This window comes from Streptomyces sp. SID12501, from assembly GCF_010550245.1.
Classification (GTDB): domain Bacteria; phylum Actinomycetota; class Actinomycetes; order Streptomycetales; family Streptomycetaceae; genus Streptomyces.
The window spans coordinates 23489-44979 of record NZ_JAAGLU010000014.1; the positions used below are offsets into that span (position 1 = coordinate 23489).

The following is a 21491-nucleotide window of genomic DNA, read 5'->3' on the forward strand; positions in this document are numbered from 1 at the left end:
ACCCCTTGATGTCCCTTTTGTGATGTTTCAGGCATCTCCACAGGAGTCCCCATGACCACCACCGCGCCTGTCCGTACCCTTACCCCGAACGAGGTCCAGCACCTCAACTTCTCGCAGACCGTCGGCCTCGTGAACGAGCCGAACATGTGCTCCGGCGGTGCCGCCACGATCCGGTCCGTACTGCACCGCGTCCCTGGTCTCGGCGCCGGCGACCGGATCCTGGAGGTCGGCAGCAACACCGGCTTCTCCGTGCTGGAGATGGCCAGTGCCACCAAGTGCGACGTCCACGGCATCGACATCGAGGAGTCGTCGGTCCTGTTCTCCCGGAACAAGGCGGCCGCCCTCGGCCTCGACAACGCCCACTTCGACGTCGGAGACGGCACCCGCATCGCCTTCCCCGACAAGCACTTCGACATGCTCTTCGCCAGCAACGTGACATCGTTCATCCCCGATCGCGGCCGCGCCGTCGACGAGTACTACCGCGTCCTCAAGCGCTTCGGTGTGCTCGCCGCGGTGCCGATCTTCTACCACCGCCGTCCCCCGGCCCGGCTTCTGGCCGAGGTCGAACAGGCGATCGGAGCCCCGCTTCCGCGCTTCAGCCGCGCCGACTGGGAGGACATGTTCGGCCGCCCCGGATCCGAACTGTTCTTCTCGGAGGAGTACGAGTACCTCGACCTGAGCCCGGAGCAGATCGACGCCTACGTCGCCGCGGTCCTCGCCCAGCCGTGCAACGACGACATGTCCCAGGAGCTGAAGGAGGCCGCCGGCCGCCGGCTGCACTACTTCTACACCCTGTTCAACGAGAACCTCGGATACGCCCGCTACGCGATCCTCCTCTACCGCAAGAGCGCGCCGACCACGTTCCCCATCCTGCACGCCTCTGCGCCGGTCCCGGGCACGGCCCTCTCCCGATGACCGCGGAACCGTCTGCCACGCAGGCAGGGCAGCACGGCCACTGGCCGCTGTTCGGCCTGGTGGTCCGCACCCGGCGGCTGGAGCTGAGGGTGCCCACGGACACCGACTACGAAGCGGTCTGCGACGTCGCCGCCGACGGAATCCACGATCCGGGCACCACACCCTTCGCCGTCGACTGGACGGACGCTCCGCCACACCTTCTGCGCCGCAACGCCTTCCAGTTCCTGTGGGGCACACGGGCGTCGTGGTCGAAGGACGCCTGGCACCTGGAGTTCGCGGTGTACCACCAGGGCAGGCCCATCGGCATGAAGGGCCTGTGGGCCACGGACTTCGGCGCTCTCGGTGAGTTCTCCACCGGCTCCTGGCTCGGCCGTGAGTTCCAGGGGCAGGGGTTCGGCAAGGAGATGCGGGCCGCGGTGCTCCACTTCGCGTTCGCCGGACTCGGCGCACGCTGGGCGACCAGCCAGGTCTTCGAGGACAACCCTGCCTCCATCGCTGTGAACCGGTACCACGGCTACCAGGAGGACGGCTTCGAACTGCGGCTGCGCCGGGACAGTCCCGTCCGCTGGCTGCGCCACCGGCTGGCTGCCGACACCTGGCTGAACGGTCCGCGCGACGGGGGAATCGGCATCGAGGGCCTGGACACGTGCCGCGAGATGTTCGCCCCGAGCCCTCGACCGGCGCCGGCGCCGGCGCCGGCATGACGACGCCGCAACCCCAGGCACAGCAGTCCGTACGGCGCCTCACCCGTGGGCCCGTACGGAACCTGGGTCTGTGGACGCCGTCCTCGCCGGCCCCGGCGTTGTTCCCGCGCCGCACCGCGCGCGCCCTGGCCGCGCTCCGGCACGCCGGCTGGGACTGTCGCACCGCGGAGAGCTTCGCAGGGGTGAGCCGGGCGAGTGCCGCCCATCCCCGTGAACTCGCCGCGGAACTGCACACGCTGGTCGAGACGGGGGTGGACGCCGTCCTCGCGTCTGCCGGGGGCTGGACGGCGGGACTGGTGCTTCCGTACCTCGACTTCGGCCTGCTGCGCGCCGCCCAGGTACCACTGATCGGCTACAGCGACGTCTCGGTGCTGTTGTGGGCCTTCGCGGCGCAGGGCGTTCCGGCGGTCCACGGGCCCATGCTCGTATCGGAGTTCGGTCATTTCACCGGCCCGTTCCCCTACACCCTCGACGGGCTGCGGAACGCGCTGGCGGGTACGGGCGGTGTGCTCCGGCCCCCCGCACAGTGGACCGAGGACAACCCCTGGTGGGACCGCGAGGACGAACGCGCTCTTCGGACCTGCCCCGCGTCCCCCTGGCGGGTGCTGCAGCACGGTCGCGCCAGGGGCCCCCTGCTTGCCGGGTGCCTTCCGGCCGTCACCGGTCTGTTCGGTACGCCCCACATGCCGCCGACCGACGGAAGGATCCTCTTCCTCGAGGACTTCGGTATGGCGCCGGACCACTTTCTCTCGCTGCTCGCCCAGTGGAACAACTCGGGGCGTCTTCATCGGCTGGCCGGCCTCGTCCTGGGGCGGCGCAGCCGGCCCTCGGCGGCGCCCGGCGGCTATGCCGACTTCGACGACGCGCTGCTGCACCTGCTCGACGGCACCTCCATGCCCGTGGTCGCCGATGTCGACTTCGGCCACACGGAGCCCCGGCTGTCCCTGCCTCTGGGCGCCGAGGTGGACATGAGCACCGATCCGCTACGCCTTCATGTCGCGGGTCGCGCCGGAACCCGCCTGTGGAACGACAGAGAGAACAACGACAGCGAGAACAGAGAGAAAGAGGAGACGAGGGAGATGCTCCCGTGAACCGGAACGCACACCTGCTGCCGGTCTCCCAGCTGGAACTCACCTGGCGGCGCGACCTGTTCGACAGCATGCGCGAGCTCGGCTGGGAACGTATGCCCGCGGCGTTCGCCCTCCCGGTGAGCGGCCCCGAAGCCGACTACCGAGGTGCTTCCGTGCCGCCCGGAGTCGCCTTCAGCACCGAACGCCGGGCCACCTCGGCCATGGGATCGCGGACCTTCACGCTGCGCACACTGGACCTGGACTTCGAGCTCGTGGGCCGCGTACGGCTGCGCCGCGCCGGAGTGGACCAGCACTTCTACTCCCTTGCCCACGCACTGGACGGCGACGACCTGGTCTCCGACGTACTGCTGGCCGAGGCATGGGCACGCGCCCGTACGTTCGACGCGGAGCCCACGACCGGCGTGCTGGAGCGGTACTTCACCCGACTCGAACACCGGGTCGAGCGGATCGACACCACGTTGATCCGGTTCCGGCTGGCCGCCTGGAGGCCCCGTCATGCTGACTGATGTGGGCAAGGGATTCCTGCCCTACCAGCGGCGTCTGGTCGCCGCCGGGATGATGAGCCGGTTCCGGCTGGCCCGTGGTGTCACCAATCTGACCGGCGCCGGGCTGGATCTCGCGGACCGGGTCATCGCCGCCATGACGGCCGGGGCCGACCGCCGATGGGACCTGGAACTGGTGGCCCATCCGCCGCTCTGCCGGTCCGACGCGACCTGGCGGTTCGCCAAGGAGATGTCGGCCGCGTTCGACTGCTACGAGCTGGCCCCGCAGGAGTACCTGTGGTTCGACACCAACCTGGCGCACCTCGACTGGCTGCGGGAACGGATCGGCGGGCCCGGAAAGCAGCCGCTGCCCCGGGCCGTGGCCTCCAACGACGGCGTCTACCGTCCGGTGGCCGACGTCCGCGCACTGATCCGGGACGAGTTCATCGCGCCGTCCCTGGGCGTCCACATCGCCGCCCACACCGCCGGCCGGACCGAAGCCTGGCGCGGAATCCTGGATCTCGTGGCGGAGGTGGCCCAGGCGGTGGGCGTCCCTGGCCTCCTGGTGGAACGCCGGGCCCCGGCCCACTACGCGCGGCGTGCCGTGGCAGCCGTACTGCCCTCGCCGCAGGGTCTGCTGGAGCCGTGGATGCTGGCGTACGAGCTCGGGCCCGACTTCGACACATACCTGGGCCGCCCGGACGTCAGCGTGTTCGAGATCGGCATCACCAGCAGGGTGCTGGCCTTCGCCGCGCAGCTCCAGAACACCCGTGCGGCCGTGTTCGGCAGCGGGGTCACTCCCACCCAGGTGGCCATCGACCTGCGCACGGCCGGAGCGGACGACGTCGGCCTCCGGGAACGGTCGCGCTCCCGGACCGCGGGTCTGCGCACGAGCCACGTCACCGCGGGCGGACGCTCCGGACAGTCGGCCCGGCCGCCCACGATCGACGGCCTGGCCCCCGTCCTCCACAACCCCGCACGCGACAGCTACCGGCTTCTCCTGGAGGACTACCGGATCGAACACCCCTGCGACCGGTCGCTCCCCGACGTGGTCGCGCTGGCCGACCGTCGGCTGCGGGCCGCCCAGGAGGACCTGCTCAGCAACCGCCTCGGCGACGCGCTCACCGACACCGGACCCGTCGGGGACGGCGAAAGCCCTCTCCCGGGCACCGTCCTCGCCGGCCTGCCGGGCGCATGGGCGGGTGCCCGGCTCGATCCGCGCGTCCTCGGCTGACCACCGTCCCGTCGTCCGCCCTCCCCGCGCCCCATCACGAGAAAGAACACCTGTGCCCACTGACCCGACACCACCTCAGGAGAACCTGTTCGGCCTGCGCCGCGGCGAACTGCAGGACATAGGTGGCCTCATCCCCTGGCTCGGACACCAAGACGGGGTCCTGACGGTCGAGGGCACCCCGTTCCACCAGCTCTGGGACTCCGAGGATCCGTGGCTGGTCTACCTGCCCGGCCGCGCACGCGACAACGCACGCTCGCTGCGGGACGCCTTCGCACGCCATTTCGACGTCTCCCTGCACTTTCCGCTCAAGAGCTGTTACGTCCCCGCCATCGCCGACGCTCTCCGCGCCGACGGACACGGCGTCGAGGTCATGAGCAGCCTGGAGTGGCGCCTGGCCCGCCGGCTCGGCTTCGCTCCGGAGCAGGTGGTGGCCAACAGCCCGGCCCGTACGGTCGGCCACCGGCGCGAACTGGTCGCTGCGGGCGCCGGCCTGATCGGTGTGGACAGCATCGAGGAACTGGAGCGCGTCGAGCACGAGGCACGGTCCCAGGGCCGGGTGGCGAACATCGCCCTGCGGGTGAACACCCTCGACGAACCGGGCGCGTTCTTCACGGCGGGCTCGAAGCTCGGCGCGGACCTCGACGGTGCCGCCGAACTCGTCGAGCGGGCCCTGTCCTCGCCCTCGTGTTCGGTGACGGCCCTGCACGCACACCAGTTGAGGCACTGCACCGACGCCGGGATCTTCCACCGCATGGTCCGGGGCCTGGCCGAACTGGCGTTGCACAGCGCCCCGCCGAACCGGCCGTTCCCGGTCCTGAACCTGGGCGGCGGCCTGGAGTCGCGCTTCCTGCTGGAACGTGCGGGCAGCACCGCTCACGACTTCGCCGACGCCGCGCGTGACGCACTGGACATCCTTGCGACGCCGCCCTCGCTGGTGCTGGAGCCCGGCCGGTACACCGTCGGGGACGCGGCCATCGGCTTCAGCAACGTGATCGGGAAGAAGGTGAACTCCAAGGAGACCTGGCTGATCTCAGATCTCTCCTCCAACATCCTCATCCCGTTGCCCGACCTCGCCTACCACCCGGTGCCGCTCCGGCTGTCCCCCGATACGGCGTGGGAGCGGGCGCACGTCGGAGACGCGACCTGTGCGCCCAGCCACCTGTGCCGGTCGGCCCAGCTGCCCGTCACCGTCGAGCAGGACGGGCTGGCGGTGCTCAACTGCGGCGCCTACACCAGCGTGTACGCGGAGCTGTGGGCCTTCCCGCTGCCCCACATCGGCGTGTACGAGAACGGCCGACTGCGTGAGGTCTTCGGCCCGGCACAGGAGTCGGTCATGTTCGACGCCCTGTACGGAGCCGCGTCCGGTCCCGCCGCCCGTCCTGAACTTCCGTAGAAGAACGGCGTGAAAATGGGGAGTCGAAAAACAATGTCCACCCCGATGTCCGATCATCCGATGTCCGACCCGATGTCCGACCCGGTGAACACGAACGCGGTATCGCGACCGGACGCCGTGGTCCTGTGCAAATGGCAGCCCCAGCTGGCTACGGCTCTGCTGGACCTGAGCTCCGATCTGTACATCATCCTCGATGACTTCGACACACAGCAGCTGCGGCCGGATCCGGAGGTGCTGGCGCGGATGCGCCACGTCTACCGGGTGAGCCACTTCGACTCGATCGAGGAGTTGGCCGCCGTCGCCGTGGATCTCCGGCTCCGTGGCGTCGAGAACGTCAAGGTCATCAGTCACGCCGAGTTCAGCCAGTACGGCGCCGGCTATCTCGACGTGCTGCTCGGCAACGACGACGACCCGATGCGTCATGTCGCGTTCCGGGACAAGCGGCTGATGAAGCAGCGGGTGACGCTGACGGGCACGCCCGCAGCCCGCTTCGAGTCCCTGTCCGACGCGAGTGACACGCGGGCGGTCGCGGCCGCGGCGGCGCGGCTCTCCTTCCCCGTGGTGGTGAAACCCGCCTCCGGGTTCGGGACGATGAGCACGGTCCGCGTCGACCTCCCGGACGACCTGCCCGGCGTCGTCGAACAACTCACCTTCGAACCGTTGCTGCGCAGCAAGCAGCTCATCGTGGAGGAGTTCGTCGAAGGCACGGAGCTGTGTGTCGACGCCATCTGGTCCGGCGGCCGGGCTCTGACCTTCGTCGTGCACCAGTACTACGCGAACCGAATCACGCTGATGGAACAGGGCACCGCGGCACGCCCGCTCGACGGTTCCCACATCCTGCCCGAGGCAGACCACTCGGGTCTCTACCGCCGTCTGCGAGAACTGCACGACCGGGTCAATCAAGGGCTCGGAATCCGGGACGGCGCAACCCACTTGGAGGCATTCGTCAGGCCCGACGGGGACATCTTCTTCTCCGAGATCGGGACACGCATCGGAGGAGCCTGGGTGCCGCGCATGCTGAGCGCTCATTTCGGGCACCCGGTATGGCAGTCGATAGCCGCCGCGGAACTGACCGGAACCTGCCCGGAGCCCACCCCCGACCACCCGTACATGGGCGCCGTCCATCTGGGGCCAGAACGCCCTGGAGTCATCACCAGCATGCCCTCGGACACCGAACTGGCCGAATTCCCCGGCGTACTGGACTGGCAGCACCTCAGGAAGGTGGGCGGAAGAGCCCGGCTGAGCCACCCGTCCGAATGGTATTTGTTCGTCGTCCTCGGCGCCGAGACGCAGGAGGCGTACGACCAGCTGTGCCATGACGTGGCCAAGAGGTTCCGCGTCGAGACAGAAGGCGAAGCGGAGCCGGCGGTCACCGGCCGATGAACCAGGCGACCGGCACGCACATATTCAAGGACCGCGCCTTCCGACGCGTCTTCACCGCGACCGGGGTGTCCGCCACAGGGGACGCGCTCACCCAGGCGGCGCTGCCGTTCGCGATCCTGGCCATGAACGACAGCGCGACCGCCATCGGCCTGGTTCTGGCGGCCAGAGCACTGCCGTACGCGCTCCTGATGCTGCCCGCCGGGATCGTGGGAGACAGGTTCTCCCCCCAGCGCATCCTCTTCCTGGCGAACGCGGTACGTACGGTGGTGCAGGGTCTGACCGCGGCGATCCTCTTCAGCGGGCACGCGCCCATATTGCTGCTGGCGGCCCTGCAGGCGATACAGGGCGCCGCTTCGGCTTTCGTGTTCCCGGCATCCAGGAGCATCCTGCCGCGAGCGCTGCACAAGGAGTATCTGCAGCGCGCGAACGCCTTGATCTCAACCGCCTTCAGCACTGCGGCCATTCTCGGCCCCCTGCTCGCGGGCGTCCTGCTCGCCTTCACCAGCCCGGCCTTCGCGCTCGCTCTGGACGCCGGTTCGTTCCTCGTCGGAGCCCTGCTCCTGGGACGCATTCCCAACCTCCCTGAGGTCCCCGGCAGCACATCCGGCGGAAAATCCGGGAAGAAAGCGACGGACAGGACGAGAAGAAGCTCCTGGCGAAAGGAACTGGCCACCGGATTCCGTGAAGTCGTCAACTCCCGCTGGCTACTGCTGGGACTGGTGCACGCGGCCGGTTTCCAGGTGCTGGTGGTCGGCGCCGTCGCCGTTCTCGGGCCGATGACCGCGCTGGACCACTACGGCGGCGACAGCGGATGGGCGGTCCTGCTGTCGTGCATGTCGGTCGGACACCTCCTGGGCGGCATGGCAGCCATGCGCTGGAGACCGGCGAACCCCCTGCGCAGCGCGTACACCGTCGTCCTCGGAACCGTTCCGGCCCTCCTGGCGATGGCGGCCGGCCTCCCGCTCTGGTCACTGGTGGCACTACTGGTCCTGTACGGCATGACCCTGAGCGTCGGCGACACCCTCTGGGAGACCGCGGTGCAGGCGAACGTGCCCCTTGACCGGCTGTCCCGCGTCATCTCCTTCGACGGGTTCGTGTCGTTCGGCCTGCGCCCTCTCGGTCTGGCGGCGATCGGCCCGGCGGCCGCGGTGGCCGGGTCCGGTAACACCCTGGTCGTCATGGCCGCCGCGGCGGCTCTGCTGACGGTCGCGGCCGCTGTGCTGGCCGGCCGGCCACGCTTCTCCCCGGCCGCACCGCCGGCCTCCGCACACACGGAGGAACCCGGCGTCGAGGAAGAGGCCACGAACAGCGGCCCCCGATAAGAACCCCCACCCCGGCCGAACGGCCTCCTGTCCTCCCCCCCTTTCCCCCCACCACGACCCAGAGCCCGAAAGAGTCCGCGTGCCATGTTGACGAAGAAGCCCCACCTCGGAATCGTCTCGCTCTCCAAACATGCCGACACAGACGCCGGCGTCATCGACGAAGGCCCCTACACCTATGAGCACATAGTCGCCGAAGACGTGATCTGGACCCCGCCCGCAGGGCGCCTCGATCACGGAGAGTTCGACTACGGAAGGAAGGCACTGCGCGAGCGCGCCGACGCGTTCCTGATCCACTTCGGGCTGAGCGGGGATCCGCTGGACACCTATTTGCTGTCCCTGTCCCGCGCCCTGGAAGAAGCGGGCCATCCCGTCCTCAACAGCTTCGAGTTCACCTGGACCTGTGGCGACAAGCACTTCGCCCTGGAACGGGCACGCGGCCTCGGAATTCCCACCCCGAAGACCCTCCTGGCCAAGCCGACCGGGAAAAACGTTCCGGACCTCGTCTCGACGGTCGAAGACAAGCTGTCGTACCCGCTGGTGGTCAAACCCCGGGGCACGATGAAGGGCTTCGGCGTCATCAAGGTGACGGACAGGGATCTGCTGGTCTCGACGCTCCAGCTCTACTCGGCCTCCGGAATGTCCTGCCTCGTCCAGGAGTTCATCGAATCGGGCGGACGCGAGGTCAGATGCTTCTACGCGGGCGGTGAGTTGCTGGGGATCTACGACCGCCGACGCGATCACTCGAAGTTCATCGGGGTGGCGACACCCCGGGTCGGCCAGGGCAGTGACGTGACGGTGTCCTGCCTGGACACCGACCTGCCCGAAGCCCGCGAGCTGATGAGTTCCTGCGAGAAGCTGCTGGCCGGATTCACCTGGGATCTCGCCGCCATCGACTGGTTCGGCTCGGAGCACGGGCTCGTGCTCAACGAGATCAACACGGTCCCCGGGATCTACTCCATCCCCGAGGCAGACCGTGTGATCTTCCACGAACGCGTGGCCGACGCGATCCAGCGGCGCAGCTCACCTTCGGCTCACGCACCCGGCCGGTAGACGCGGACAGCGTCCGTCGCCCGCAGAAATGCCCTCTGAACTGCGTTTCCGCAGTTCAGAGGGCATTTCGGGAGTGGAGCCTAGGAGATTCGAACTCCTGACATCTGCCTTGCAAAGGCAGCGCTCTACCAACTGAGCTAAGGCCCCGAATGGAAGGCGTCCGCCCAGAACAACCAGGTACTGGTGGGCGCCGACGACCAGAGTACCGGGTCACCCCCGGTATCTCGCAAAAGGATTGGGGGTCCCCGTGGACGACCACTCTCCGTAAGATGCTCGACGTGGTTCGCTACAGCGAACCGCGGTATTTGGGGAAGCGATGGGGAGACGCAATGGATGCCGCACAGCAGGAAGCCACCGCAAGAGCGCGGGAGCTTCAGCGGAACTGGTACGGGGAGCCGCTGGGGGCGCTCTTCCGTAAGCTCATCGACGATCTTGGACTCAACCAGGCTCGTCTCGCGGGGGTACTGGGGCTGTCCGCGCCGATGCTGTCACAGCTCATGAGCGGCCAGCGGGCCAAGATCGGCAACCCGGCAGTGGTGCAGCGCGTGCAGTTGCTGCAGGATCTGGCCGGTCAGGTCGCGGACGGCAGCGTCAGCGCGGCCGAGGCGACCGAGCGGATGGACGAGATCAAGAAGTCGCAGGGGGGATCGGTGCTCAGCAACACCACACAGTCGACGACGAGTTCGGGGGCGCCCACGGTCAAGCGGGTGGTCCGCGAGATCCAGTCGCTGCTGCGCTCGGTGTCCGCCGCCGGCGACATCATCGACGCGGCTGACACTCTCGCCCCGACCCACCCGGAACTGGCAGAGTTCCTCCGGGTGTACGGCGCGGGCCGCACCTCTGACGCCGTGACGCACTACCAGTCCCACCAGAGCTGAGCCGCCGGCCCGGCCGCCGACCGGGGGTTCGGCGGCCGGGCCACGGCTCAGGGGCACAAACGGGGGGCAGGCGCACGAGTTCAGGCTTGGACAGGCGAAGAACGCGGGCCACGACATGAACCGGGGGACGGCGACAGACAGCCAGACAGACAGGGAAACAGGTACGGAGACAGGTTCTGGGTGAGCAGGGAGACAGCGGGCTCCGGAGTGGGGTAAGAGGAGCCGTACCACTCGCCGGTCCGGAACCGACCGAGCGGTGATCCGAAGGGGGATCGACGCAGAGCCATGGGTGAGGTCTTCGCGGGACGGTACGAACTGGCCGACCCGATCGGGCGCGGGGGAGTCGGCGCGGTCTGGCGTGCCTGGGACCACCGCCGCCGCCGGTACGTGGCCGCCAAGGTCCTGCAGCAGAGCGACGCCCACTCACTGCTGCGCTTCGTCCGTGAACAGGCCCTGCGGATAGACCACCCGCATGTCCTCGCCCCGGCCAGCTGGGCCGCCGACGACGACAAGGTCCTGTTCACCATGGACCTGGTCGCCGGCGGCTCGCTCGTCCACCTGATCGCGGACTACGGCCCTCTGCCGCCCGCGTTCGTCTGCACCCTCATCGACCAGCTCCTCTCCGGCCTCGCCGCCGTGCACGCGGAAGGCGTCGTCCACCGTGACATCAAGCCCGCCAACGTGCTGCTCGAAGCGACCGGTACGGGCCGCCCGCGGCTGCGGCTGTCCGACTTCGGCATCGCGATGCGGCTGGGCGAGCCACGGCTGACGGAGACCGACTACGTGGTGGGCACGCCCGGTTACTTCGCCCCCGAGCAAATGCTGGGCGCGGACCCGGACTTCCCCTCCGACCTGTTCGCCGTGGGCCTGGTCGCGCTCTATCTCCTGGAGGGCGCCAAGCCGGACTCCAAGGCCCTCATCGAGTACTTCGCGGCGCACGGCACGCCCAGCGCCCCGCAGGGCATACCCGAACCGCTCTGGCAGGTCGTGGCCACGCTGCTGCAACCGGACCCACAGGCGCGGTTCCGCACCGCCACGGGCGCGCGAAAGGCCCTCGCCCAGGCCGCCGAACTCCTGCCCGAGCCCGGCCCCGACGACGAGCTGATCGAGATCTTCGACCAACTCGGCCCCCTCCCCAAGGGCTTCGCCCAGGCCGGCCCCCTCAAACCGGCCCCGGGCGTGACCACGAACGGCGGCGCACGCACCGGCACGGCCACGGGCAGGCCGGACACCGGCGCCGGACTCGGCGAGCCGAACGGCCCGCACACCGGCCCGCACACCGGCATGGAGACCGGCCCAGGAGCAGCCCGCCGCTACGACCCGTACCGCGAACCGAACCCGGACGGCACGCCCACCGGCCCGGCGACCGGCGGCACGCACACAGGGCCGGGGCCGGGACTCGGGCCGACACCGGGAACCGGCTCGCCGCCCTCAGGTCCGGGCACAGGTGCCGTACCCGCCAGGCCGGCCAAGGACCCCACGCCCTCAAGCGCCGGTTCCGGTGCCGGGCAACCCTGGCAGTCCTCCGGCGCGGCCCCGATCCGGCCCGGAGCCGGCGCCGCCGAACAGGGCCCGCAGGCTCCGCCGACGTACCCGGCTCACCCCTCTCACTCCGCTCAGCGGAACGGCGCCCCGCCCCGGTCGGACGTCACACCTCCGCGCCCCCCTCACCCCCCGGCAGTGGTCCCGCCCCAGCCGTCCAGCATGTCGGACACGGGGAGCTTCCACCTGCCCCCTCCCCAGGTCGCCGTCCCCTCCGGCACACCGCAGCACCAGCACTCCCACCACCGGCCGGCGCAGCCCCCCACTCCCCCCACGGCCGTCCCGCTGCCGGCTCCGGCCGCGGTCCACATACCCCCGCCCTTCGAGGTCCCGTCCTTCGGAACCCCGCCTTTCGAGCCCGCGCAGCCGCACTCCCCCCAGCCGCACACACCCCGGACAGCCACCCGGACCCCGACCGCGACCCCGACCGCGACTCCGACGCTGCGGCAGGACGCGTACGCCTCGTCCTCTTCGTACGCCGCGCTCTCCCCGCAGGTCGCGCTCTCCCCCCAGGCGGTTCCGCAGCGCCGCGGCCGACGCCGTCAGCGCCGCCCCGGTCCGCCCGCGAAGGTGGCGATACCGGTCCTGTTCCTCGCCCTGGCCTGCTACGCCGTAGGTTTCTGGGCTCTGTTCCACATCTGAGCTAGGCGCGTTCGGCCCGGCGCCGAGCGACCACCGTCCACAGCCCGAGCCCGAGCACCAGCACGCTCCCCGCCCCGATGCCGCTCACCGCGACGACCTGCATCGCGGCGTCACCGCCCCCGCCGTTTCCGTCCGCCCCGTCGGCTCCCGTACCGCCGGCCACCACGCCGGACGTCCACCCGCCGGCCGCCGCCCGGTCCTGTTCGGTGACCGCGAACGTGTCCCGGGGCACGGACTGCCCCAGATACCCGGGCGCGTCCTGCGCCGTACCGCTCACCTGCACCCGCAGCGTCAGCCCGTACGGTCCCGCGCCGAATCGTTCCGTCACCTGCTCGGCGAGATGGACGACGAGGTAGTAGGAGCCGGCGAACCGCATCTCGCTCAACGGGTCGCCGACGCCGTACCGGTTGGCGTAGGCGACGGGTGGCAGCGGATCGAGGGCGGCCGATCTCTGGCGGCCGTCGTAGACGAGGGCCTTGTCGTCGACGTACCCGCGCGCGGGGTTGTACAGGGACATGACGAGTGCGCTGCTGACGTACTGGCTGCCGCCGCTGGAAGCAGCACTGGAACTGCCGAGTTCGGCCACCGCGTGGAGCTGCTGCCCCCAATCGACCGGCACCCGGTAGAACAGCGTCCCGCCGGGCGTGATGTCGTCCTGCCAGACTCCCTGGCCCACCGCAACGGCCGTGGCGAAGCCGGCGCCGCCCTCGCGGCGGACGGCGTCACCGGCGAGCGGGTCGGGCGAGGCGGAGTCCCAGGACTCGGGGGAGGCGGGCGGGGTCGTCGCTGCCTTGTTCGCGAGGCCCGGCTCCGACACGTACGTCAGCTCCAGTTCCCAGTTGTCCGACGAGGAGCCCGCCGAGTCGATGCGGTCCACCACCACGTAGTACGTGCCGGCTGCCTGACACCCCGTCGTCTCGCCGTCGGTCGCGCGCGACGCCCAGGCGGCGACGGGATGCGGGCTGCGGGACGCCCCGAAGCGTGTGCTGTCGTAGGAGCAGGAACGGGCGTCGGCGTCCTGCACGGCCACCCTGACGCCGTCGGAGGAAGACACGGTCGTGCCCTGCCGGGGGACGGCGGTGGCGGACACGTACGCGTTCGACGTGGCGTCGAGTGCGAGGCGGAAGTAGATCCTTCCGTTGACCGGGAGGGTGCTGCGGTAGGTCCCACCGGGCTCCAGCCCCACGGCGTCCGTGGTGCTCGCGGCTCCCTCGACGGCCTGGGCGCCCTCGGCGAAGTCGTACGCGTACGCATCCGGCGCGGCGACCGCCTCGGTACCGGCCCCCGGGCCCGCACCCATACCCACCACAGCGCACAGCACCGCCGCCACGACCGCGCCACGCACCGTGCGCCGCCCCATCACGCGCCACCCCTCGTCATGCCCCGCCGTGCCCGATCCGTCCACCGTCCGCGCCGTGCCCGGGCACCGTTTCTGCCCGGACCGTCGCCCATCCTGCCCCGCCGGGCGCCCCGGCACGCCCGCAATTCGTACGAGCACCCGAATCAACCCACCCCAAGGCACTCGATTTGCCCCAGCAATCACATTGTTCACGACGGTGAACCACCCACCGCCCCCGCCGCCATCCCCGACAACACAAAACCCCGACCGCGTCGGCGGCCGGGGTCTGTTCACAGACTGCTGTCGATACTCACGAACCCGTGGGCACGGAGTCGGTCGCCTCCGTCCACAGATCCTGCTCGGCGCGATCCGCCTGGATCTGGCGGTACACGAGGAGCCCGCCGATGGCGGCCAGTGCGACCAGGAGAAGCTTCTTCACCGTGCGACCTCGTCTTTCCTTGACGTAGGGGACCTCTGGAGGCCGACTATACCCTCCGACCGAGACCGATCGGTGACCTGCGCCGGCCCCCAACTCCCGCCCGGCGCACAGCAGTAGAAGCGGACGACACCGCTCCGATCGGAGGGTGATCACATCTCCACGCATCGTGACTATTCGCCCCACTGCACCCTGCTTTGCGCCCCATCTTCCGCTTTTCGCCCTTCCTGCACCCATCCGAGTGGTGTTCATCTGAAGATCGACGCGCCGCGGGCGTCGGTCCACCACTTCGCAGCCTCCATACACATCATGAGGAAAGTACGCAAATCGCCCAACCTGAAAGTGAGGGGCAATGGCCCAGAACAAGGTCATGAAGCTGTGGACCGTCGTCGTCACCGCCTTCCTGGCGCTGTGCACGACGCTCGGCCTGATCACGACGACCGCCACCGCGGCGGTGGCCGAGAGCCACCCGGCGCGCAACTGCACCGCACCCGCGGCGCTACCCGCGGCAGCCGACTGGGCCTGGTCCTACGCCCGCTCACTGCCCCCCACGATGAAGCAGCGCATCCGAGCCGAGGCCCACGGCTCCTCCCCGAGCTGCCGCCACCGCTCACCCGCGGACACGGAGACGGAGACGGAGACGGAAGCCGGCCAGGAGACCGACACGGACGCCGAGACGGCGGCACAGCCTCCCTCCGGACCCCACTCGCGGGACACCCCTCGCACCCCTCACGCACCTCGCGCGACCCTCGCGTGATCCCCCTCCCCATGTAGCGGCGAACTTGCGTACAAAGCCACACGGAGAAGCACCAGGACAAACGAAAGAACCCCAGCCATCTCTGGCTGGGGTTCTTTTCACTGTGGGGCTAACAGGATTTGAACCTGTGGCCTCATCCTTATCAGGGATGCGCTCTAACCAACTGAGCTATAGCCCCGCCGCGCTGTGCGGTGTATGTCCCGCGCGCTGACCTCTGAAGATTAGCGCACGACGCGGCCAGTCCCAAAATCGATAGTCGGGCGCCGGCCGAGGGGCGTTTGAGAACGCCCCTCACCTGCGCTTCACCCGCTCACCGCTCAGTTCACTCGTCCTCGGCGAGCGTCAGCTCGATGCCGCCGACGAAGCCAGCGGAGAGGTTGTAGATGAACGCGCCGAGTGTCGCCAGCGCCGTCGCGAGGACGACGTCGATGACCGCGATGACCGACGTGAACAGCACGACGTTCTGGAGCGACAGGAAGGACTGGAGGTCGAAGCCGTTCGACTCGTTGGACCCCGTGGCCTCCGAGATCGTGCCGCCGACCGTCGAGAAGACGCCCATCGCGTCCATGACCATCCACAGGACCACCGCCGCCACGATCGTGCAGATGCCCAGCGCGATCGACAGCAGGAAGCTGACCTTCATCACCGACCACGGGTCGGCCTTGGACACGCGCAGACGTGCCTTGCGCGTACGGGGCAGGGTGCTCGCCCCCGTACGCGGGCGCCGTACGGCCCCCGCCGGAGTGCGGGCCTGGCTCTGGGACTGGGCCGGCGCCTGGACCGGGGCCGCGGGGACTGCCGGAGCAGCGGCCGACGGGTAGGCCTGCGGCGGGTGGTAGGGCCCCGCGGGCTGCTGCGGCTGCCGCTCGCCGGGCAGCGGCGACTGCTGCGGCGGCGCGGGGGCACGCTGCGCGGCGGGTTCCGCCCCCGGCATGACACCCGGGGCTCCCGGGCCGGCCGCGGCCCCGCCGGCCCCGTACTGCTGGGTCTGCGGACCTCTGGCGTCCGTCACGGTTCCCCCCTGGGATCCTTGGGATCCCTGGGATCCATGTGTGTCTGGCGAGCGCTTGCCGGTCGTACGCGGCTTGATGGCCTGCAGGTTGGTCGTGTGCGGATCTGTCGCACTCTGCGCGTCCCTCGCACCCTGCTGTCCATCGGTCGCACGCGCGGCGGAGCCACGACCGCCGCCGTCTTTGTCCGTACCGGTCGAGGGACCGGACGAACTGCCGGACGAACCGGCGCCCGTGGCTCCGCTCACGATGACTCACTCCTCGCGCTACTCCGACGAGGACTGATCGCCCTCGTCCGTGCCGATGGTCGCGGTACCCTCGGCCGACTCGTCCACGGCGTCCTCGCCGTCGACCGCCTCGGCCAAGCTTCCCGCCTCGGCGTTACGTGCGATGCCGACGACGGCATCGCGCTTGCCCAGGTTGATCAGTTGGACGCCCATGGTGTCACGGCCCGTCTCCCTGACCTCATTGACCCGCGTACGAATCACACCGCCCGAGAGCGTGATGGCGAGGATCTCGTCGGTCTCCTCGACCACCAGCGCACCGACGAGAGAGCCGCGGTCCTCGACGATCTTGGCGGCCTTGATACCGAGGCCGCCACGCCCCTGGACGCGGTACTCGTCGACGTTGGTCCGCTTCGCGTAACCGCCGTCGGTAGCAGTGAACACGAACGTACCGGGTCGAACAACATTCATCGAGAGCAGCTGGTCCCCCTCACGGAAGCTCATGCCCTTGACACCCGAGGTGGCCCGGCCCATCGGACGCAGTGCGTCGTCCGTCGCCGTGAACCTGATCGACTGTGCCTTCCTGCTGATCAGCAGGAGATCGTCCTCGGACGAAACGAGTTCGGCTCCGATCAGTTCGTCGTCGGAACCGTCCTCCGTCTCACGGAGGTTGATCGCGATGACACCGCCCGACCGCGGGGAATCGTAGTCCTTCAGAGACGTCTTCTTCACCAGACCACCCTTGGTGGCCAGCACCAGATAGGGCGCCGCCTCGTAGTCGCGGATCGCGAGGATCTCCGCGATCGCCTCGTCCGGCTGGAAGGCCAGCAGGTTGGCGACGTGCTGACCACGCGCGTCACGACCGGCGTCGGGCAGCTCGTACGCCTTCGCCCGGTAGACACGGCCCTTGTTGGTGAAGAACAGCAGCCAGTGGTGCGTGGTCGACACGAAGAAGTGGTCGACGATGTCGTCTTCCTTGAGCTTCGTCCCGCGTACGCCCTTGCCGCCGCGCTTCTGCGAACGGTAGTCCTCGGTCTTGGTCCGCTTGACGTAGCCGCCGCGCGAGATCGTGACGACGATGTCCTCTTCGGCGATCAGGTCCTCGATGGACATGTCACCGTCGAACGGAACCAGCTTGGAGCGCCGGTCGTCGCCGAACTTCTCTACGATCGCGGCGAGTTCCTCGCTGATGATGCCCCGCTGACGCACGGGCGAGGCGAGGATCGCGTTGTACTCACGGATCTTCGCCTGCAGCTCGTCGTGCTCGGCGACGATCTTCTGGCGCTCCAGAGCCGCCAGCCGGCGCAGCTGCATCTCCAGGATGGCGTTGGCCTGGATCTCGTCGATCTCCAGGAGCACCATCAGGCCCTCGCGCGCGATCTCGACGGTGTCGCTGCGCCGGATCAGCGCGATGACGTCGTCGATGGCGTCCAGGGCCTTCAGCAGGCCACGCAGGATGTGCGCGCGCTCCTCGGCCTTGCGCAGCCTGAACCGCGTACGCCGGACGATGACCTCGATCTGGTGCGTCACCCAGTGCCGGATGAACGCGTCCAGGGACAGGGTCCTCGGTACGCCGTCCACCAGCGCCAGCATGTTCGCGCCGAAGTTCGTCTGCAGGTCGGTGTGCTTGTAGAGGTTGTTCAGCACGACCTTGGCGACCGCGTCCCGCTTCAGGACGATGACCAGGCGCTGACCCGTACGGGACGACGTCTCGTCGCGGACGTCGGCGATGCCGCCGACCTTGCCGTCCTTCACCAGGTCGGCGATCTTCTGCGCGAGGTTGTCCGGGTTGACCTGGTAGGGAAGTTCCGTGACCACCAGGCACTGGCGGTTCTGGATCTCCTCGACGTCGACGACCGCGCGCATCGTGATGGAGCCACGGCCCGTGCGGTACGCCTCCTCGATGCCCTTACGGCCCACCACCAGGGCACCACTGGGGAAGTCGGGGCCCTTGATCCGCTCGATCAGGGCGTCGAGGAGCTCCTCGTGGGAGGCCTCGGGGTTCTCCAGGTACCACTGGGCGCCGGACGCGACCTCGCGGAGGTTGTGCGGCGGAATGTTGGTCGCCATACCGACCGCGATACCCGCCGAACCGTTGATCAGCAGGTTCGGGAAACGCGCCGGCAGAACCGTCGGCTCCTGGTTCCGGCCGTCGTAGTTCTCCTTGAAGTCGACGGTGTCCTCGTCGATGTCACGGACCATCTCCATGGACAGCAGCTTCAGCTTGCACTCGGTGTACCGCATGGCGGCGGCCGGGTCGTTGCCCGGGGAACCGAAGTTGCCGTTGGAGTCCACCAGCGGCATCCGCATCGACCACGGCTGCGCGAGACGGACCAGCGCGTCGTAGATCGAGGAGTCGCCGTGCGGGTGGTACGTACCCATGACGTCACCGACGACGCGGGCGCACTTGTAGAAGCCCTTCTCGGGCCGGTAGCCACCGTCGTACATGGCGTACAGGACGCGCCGGTGGACGGGCTTGAGACCGTCCCGTACGTCGGGCAGCGCGCGCGACACGATGACGGACATCGCGTAGTCGAGGTACGAGCGCTGCATCTCGGTCTCGAGCCCGACGGGCTCGACACGCAGAATGATCTGGCCCTCTTCAGGGGTGTTCGGACCAGTGGGGGAAAGAGGTGTCTCGTCGGTCATTGCTGGTGAAGATCCTTTCTGGTGCGGTCAGCTGAGACCGACTCAGATGTCGAGGAAGCGGACGTCCTTGGCGTTGCGCTGGATGAACGCGCGGCGTGCCTCGACGTCCTCGCCCATCAGGACCGAGAACAGGTCGTCGGCCTGCGCGGCGTCGTCGAGCGTGACCTGGCCGAGGACCCGGTGCTCCTGGTCCATCGTGGTGATGCGCAGCTCCTCGGCGTTCATCTCGCCGAGGCCCTTGAAGCGCTGGACCGAGTCGTCCCGGGTGCGCTTGCCGTTCTGCCGGCCGTGCTCGATCAGCGCGTCGCGCTCACGGTCCGAGTACGCGTACTCGAAGTCGTCCCGGCCCCACTTGATCTTGTACAGCGGAGGACGGGAGAGGAACACGTGTCCGGCCTCGACCAGCGGGCGCATGAAGCGGAACAGGAAGGTCAGCAGCAGGGTGTTGATGTGCTGCCCGTCGACGTCGGCGTCCGCCATCAGGATGATCTTGTGATAGCGCAGCCTCGCGATGTCGAAGTCCTCGTGGACCCCGGTACCGAAGGCTGAGATCAGCGCCTGGATCTCCTGGTTCTGCAGGATCTTGTCGATCCTGGCCTTCTCGACGTTGAGGATCTTGCCGCGGATCGGGAGGATCGCCTGGTACTGCGGGTTACGGCCGGACTTGGCCGAACCGCCGGCGGAGTCACCCTCGACGATGAAGATCTCGCACTTGACGGGGTCGTTCGACTGGCAGTCGGACAGCTTGCCCGGCAGGGACGCGGTCTCCAGCAGACCCTTGCGACGGGTGAGGTCGCGGGCCTTGCGGGCCGCCACGCGCGCGGTGGCCGCCTGGATGCCCTTGCGGATGATGTCCGAGGCCTCGTTCGGGTTGCGGTCCAACCAGTCGTTGAGGTGCTCGTAGACCGCCTTCTGTACGAAGGTCTTCGCCTCGGTGTTGCCGAGCTTGGTCTTGGTCTGCCCCTCGAACTGGGGCTCCGCCAGCTTGACCGAGATGATCGCGGTCAGACCCTCGCGGATGTCGTCACCCGTGAGGTTGTCGTCCTTCTCGCGAAGATGCTTCTTGTCGCGCGCGTACTTGTTGATCAGCGAGGTCAGCGCGGCCCGGAAGCCCTCCTCGTGCGTACCGCCCTCGTGCGTGTGGATGATGTTCGCGAAGGAGTACACACCCTCCGTGTAACCACTGTTCCACTGCATCGCGACCTCAAGGGACAGGCTCTTCTCCCTGTCCTCCGCCTCCAGGTCGATGACGGTCGGGTGCACCACGTCTCCCTTACGGGAGTTGAGGTACGTCACGTAGTCGACGATGCCGCCCTCGTAGTGGTACGAGACGGTCCTGACCTCGTCCTTCTCGTCGGCACCCGCCTCGTCGGCACCGACCGTCGCCTTCGCCACCTCGCGCTCGTCAGTGAGGTTGATCGTCAGACCCTTGTTGAGGAACGCCATCTCCTGGAAGCGCCGCGAGAGCGTCTCGAAGGAGTACACGGTCGTCTCGAAGATGTCGGCGTCGGCCCAGAAGGTGACCGACGTGCCGGTCTCGACCGTGGGCTCGTGCCGCGCGATCGGAGCCGTCGGGACGCCCAGCTTGTATTCCTGCGTCCAGCGGTAGCCGTCCGTCCTGACCTCGACCGCGACTCTGCTGGACAGGGCGTTCACGACGGAGACACCGACGCCGTGCAGGCCGCCGGAGACCGAGTAGCCGCCGCCGCCGAACTTGCCGCCCGCGTGCAGCACGGTCAGCACGACCTCAAGGGCGGGTTTGCCCTCGGACGGCACGATGCCCACCGGGATGCCTCGGCCGTTGTCGATGACGCGTACGCCGCCGTCGGCGAGGATCGTGACGTCGATGGTGTCCGCGTGACCGGCCAGCGCCTCGTCGACGGAGTTGTCGACGACCTCCTGCACCAGGTGGTGCAGACCACGCTCACCGGTCGAACCGATGTACATGCCGGGTCGCTTGCGGACCGCGTCCAAACCCTCGAGGACGGTGATGGCGCTGGCGTCGTACGAGGCGGTGACCTCGCCGTTCAAGGATTTCGCCTCGACGGTCGCGCCGGCGTCGTCGGTGGACGGGATGTTCTCGTTGGGGTTGCCGGAATCGGCCACGAAGCGCCCTTTCTGGCACAGCACAAGCCGAACTCCGGGGTCCCCCTGATGGAGGGTGGCCGGAGCGGCTGCGGCGTGTTGCGTTGGTAAGCCTTAGTCAGCGGTGCACACCATTTCCCGGTGGTCCCCTCCAATGGGGCGGGATTAGCTCCCAGTCTACCGGTAGCGCCGACAGTGATGGGGGTTTGCCGGTACCTGAGTCCGCATGTGCCGCCCTCAACCGGCGTCTCTCGAGTCCCCATATACAGAGCGGGGCTCCAAGAGGCTTGGAGAGGCACTCAGCGCTTCCGGGTGTCAACCCTTGGCTACCGGGGAGTCAAGTAGGGATTCACGA

17 protein-coding genes and 2 tRNA genes are annotated in these 21491 nt (G+C 68.8%); 12 read left to right on the forward strand and 7 right to left on the reverse strand.

Translation table 11 applies throughout. The annotated features are described in order from the left end of the window. The first annotated feature begins 51 nt into the window (after positions 1 to 51). From G3I71_RS18225 to G3I71_RS18265, 9 genes are all read left to right on the forward strand, one after another. On the forward strand, positions 52 to 915 hold the full coding sequence (locus tag G3I71_RS18225) for a class I SAM-dependent methyltransferase (RefSeq protein WP_164315857.1): 864 nt from the start codon (positions 52 to 54) through the stop codon (positions 913 to 915). Further along, complete coding sequence (locus tag G3I71_RS18230) at positions 912 to 1619, forward strand: GNAT family N-acetyltransferase (protein WP_164315858.1); 708 nt, start codon at positions 912 to 914, stop codon at positions 1617 to 1619. The genes G3I71_RS18225 and G3I71_RS18230 overlap by 4 nt, the downstream gene beginning before the upstream one ends. Next, positions 1616 to 2710: an LD-carboxypeptidase gene (locus G3I71_RS18235; protein ID WP_164315859.1), complete on the forward strand. Its 1095-nt coding sequence runs from the start codon at positions 1616 to 1618 to the stop codon at positions 2708 to 2710. The genes G3I71_RS18230 and G3I71_RS18235 overlap by 4 nt, the downstream gene beginning before the upstream one ends. Then, positions 2707 to 3216, forward strand: a complete 510-nt coding sequence (locus tag G3I71_RS18240; RefSeq protein ID WP_164315860.1) for a hypothetical protein — start codon at positions 2707 to 2709, stop codon at positions 3214 to 3216. Before G3I71_RS18235 ends, G3I71_RS18240 begins: the two co-directional genes overlap by 4 nt. Beyond that, entirely contained in the window at positions 3206 to 4426 is a 1221-nt protein-coding gene (locus G3I71_RS18245; RefSeq protein WP_164315861.1) for a hypothetical protein, read from the forward strand. The genes G3I71_RS18240 and G3I71_RS18245 overlap by 11 nt, the downstream gene beginning before the upstream one ends. Positions 4427 to 4478: 52 nt before the next feature. Beyond that, positions 4479 to 5819 (forward strand): hypothetical protein, encoded by a 1341-nt coding sequence (locus tag G3I71_RS18250; RefSeq protein ID WP_164315862.1) that lies wholly within the window; start codon positions 4479 to 4481, stop codon positions 5817 to 5819. Positions 5820 to 5879: 60 nt separating this feature from the next. After that, positions 5880 to 7202 (forward strand): ATP-grasp domain-containing protein, encoded by a 1323-nt coding sequence (locus G3I71_RS18255; RefSeq protein ID WP_164315863.1) that lies wholly within the window; start codon positions 5880 to 5882, stop codon positions 7200 to 7202. Next, the gene (locus G3I71_RS18260) at positions 7199 to 8524 is read left to right on the forward strand and encodes an MFS transporter (protein WP_164315864.1); all 1326 of its coding nucleotides are present in this window, start codon (positions 7199 to 7201) and stop codon (positions 8522 to 8524) included. Before G3I71_RS18255 ends, G3I71_RS18260 begins: the two co-directional genes overlap by 4 nt. An 84-nt stretch (positions 8525 to 8608) precedes the next feature. Then, positions 8609 to 9574, forward strand: a complete 966-nt coding sequence (locus G3I71_RS18265) for a RimK family alpha-L-glutamate ligase (RefSeq protein WP_164315865.1) — start codon at positions 8609 to 8611, stop codon at positions 9572 to 9574. 74 nt (positions 9575 to 9648) lie between these two features. Here G3I71_RS18265 and G3I71_RS18270 read toward each other — a convergent pair. Further along, positions 9649 to 9721, reverse strand: a tRNA-Ala gene (locus G3I71_RS18270). A gap of 182 nt (positions 9722 to 9903) precedes the next feature. Between G3I71_RS18270 and G3I71_RS18275 the strand changes: the two genes are divergently transcribed. Both G3I71_RS18275 and G3I71_RS18280 read left to right on the forward strand, forming a co-directional pair. Then, entirely contained in the window at positions 9904 to 10452 is a 549-nt protein-coding gene (locus tag G3I71_RS18275) for a DNA-binding protein (RefSeq protein ID WP_164315866.1), read from the forward strand. Between the two features lie 285 nt (positions 10453 to 10737). Next, positions 10738 to 12636 carry a serine/threonine-protein kinase gene (locus tag G3I71_RS18280; protein ID WP_164315867.1) on the forward strand — a complete coding sequence of 633 codons (1899 nt, stop codon included), beginning with the start codon at positions 10738 to 10740 and terminating at the stop codon, positions 12634 to 12636. 1 nt (position 12637) lies between these two features. Here G3I71_RS18280 and G3I71_RS18285 read toward each other — a convergent pair whose 3' ends face one another. Both G3I71_RS18285 and G3I71_RS51155 read right to left on the reverse strand, forming a co-directional pair. Then, the gene (locus G3I71_RS18285; protein ID WP_343242993.1) at positions 12638 to 14041 is read right to left on the reverse strand and encodes a hypothetical protein; all 1404 of its coding nucleotides are present in this window, start codon (positions 14039 to 14041) and stop codon (positions 12638 to 12640) included. Between the two features lie 244 nt (positions 14042 to 14285). Next, the gene (locus tag G3I71_RS51155; protein ID WP_003999697.1) at positions 14286 to 14414 is read right to left on the reverse strand and encodes a DLW-39 family protein; all 129 of its coding nucleotides are present in this window, start codon (positions 14412 to 14414) and stop codon (positions 14286 to 14288) included. Positions 14415 to 14763: 349 nt separating this feature from the next. On the opposite strand from G3I71_RS51155, the gene G3I71_RS18295 reads away from it, so the two are divergent. Next, complete coding sequence (locus G3I71_RS18295; RefSeq protein ID WP_164315868.1) at positions 14764 to 15168, forward strand: DUF6344 domain-containing protein; 405 nt, start codon at positions 14764 to 14766, stop codon at positions 15166 to 15168. A 104-nt stretch (positions 15169 to 15272) separates the two neighbouring features. Here the strand turns inward: G3I71_RS18295 and G3I71_RS18300 are convergent. From G3I71_RS18300 to gyrB, 4 genes are all read right to left on the reverse strand, one after another. Continuing rightward, positions 15273 to 15346: transfer RNA gene (locus G3I71_RS18300), tRNA-Ile, on the reverse strand. Positions 15347 to 15490: 144 nt separating this feature from the next. After that, the gene (locus G3I71_RS18305) at positions 15491 to 16426 is read right to left on the reverse strand and encodes a DUF3566 domain-containing protein (protein WP_164315869.1); all 936 of its coding nucleotides are present in this window, start codon (positions 16424 to 16426) and stop codon (positions 15491 to 15493) included. Between the two features lie 18 nt (positions 16427 to 16444). Continuing rightward, a complete protein-coding gene (gyrA, locus tag G3I71_RS18310) occupies positions 16445 to 19051 on the reverse strand; it encodes a DNA gyrase subunit A (protein WP_164315870.1) in 2607 nt (868 codons plus the stop codon). 42 nt (positions 19052 to 19093) lie between these two features. After that, entirely contained in the window at positions 19094 to 21157 is a 2064-nt protein-coding gene (gyrB, locus tag G3I71_RS18315) for a DNA topoisomerase (ATP-hydrolyzing) subunit B (RefSeq protein WP_343242994.1), read from the reverse strand. Positions 21158 to 21491: the final 334 nt, after the last annotated feature.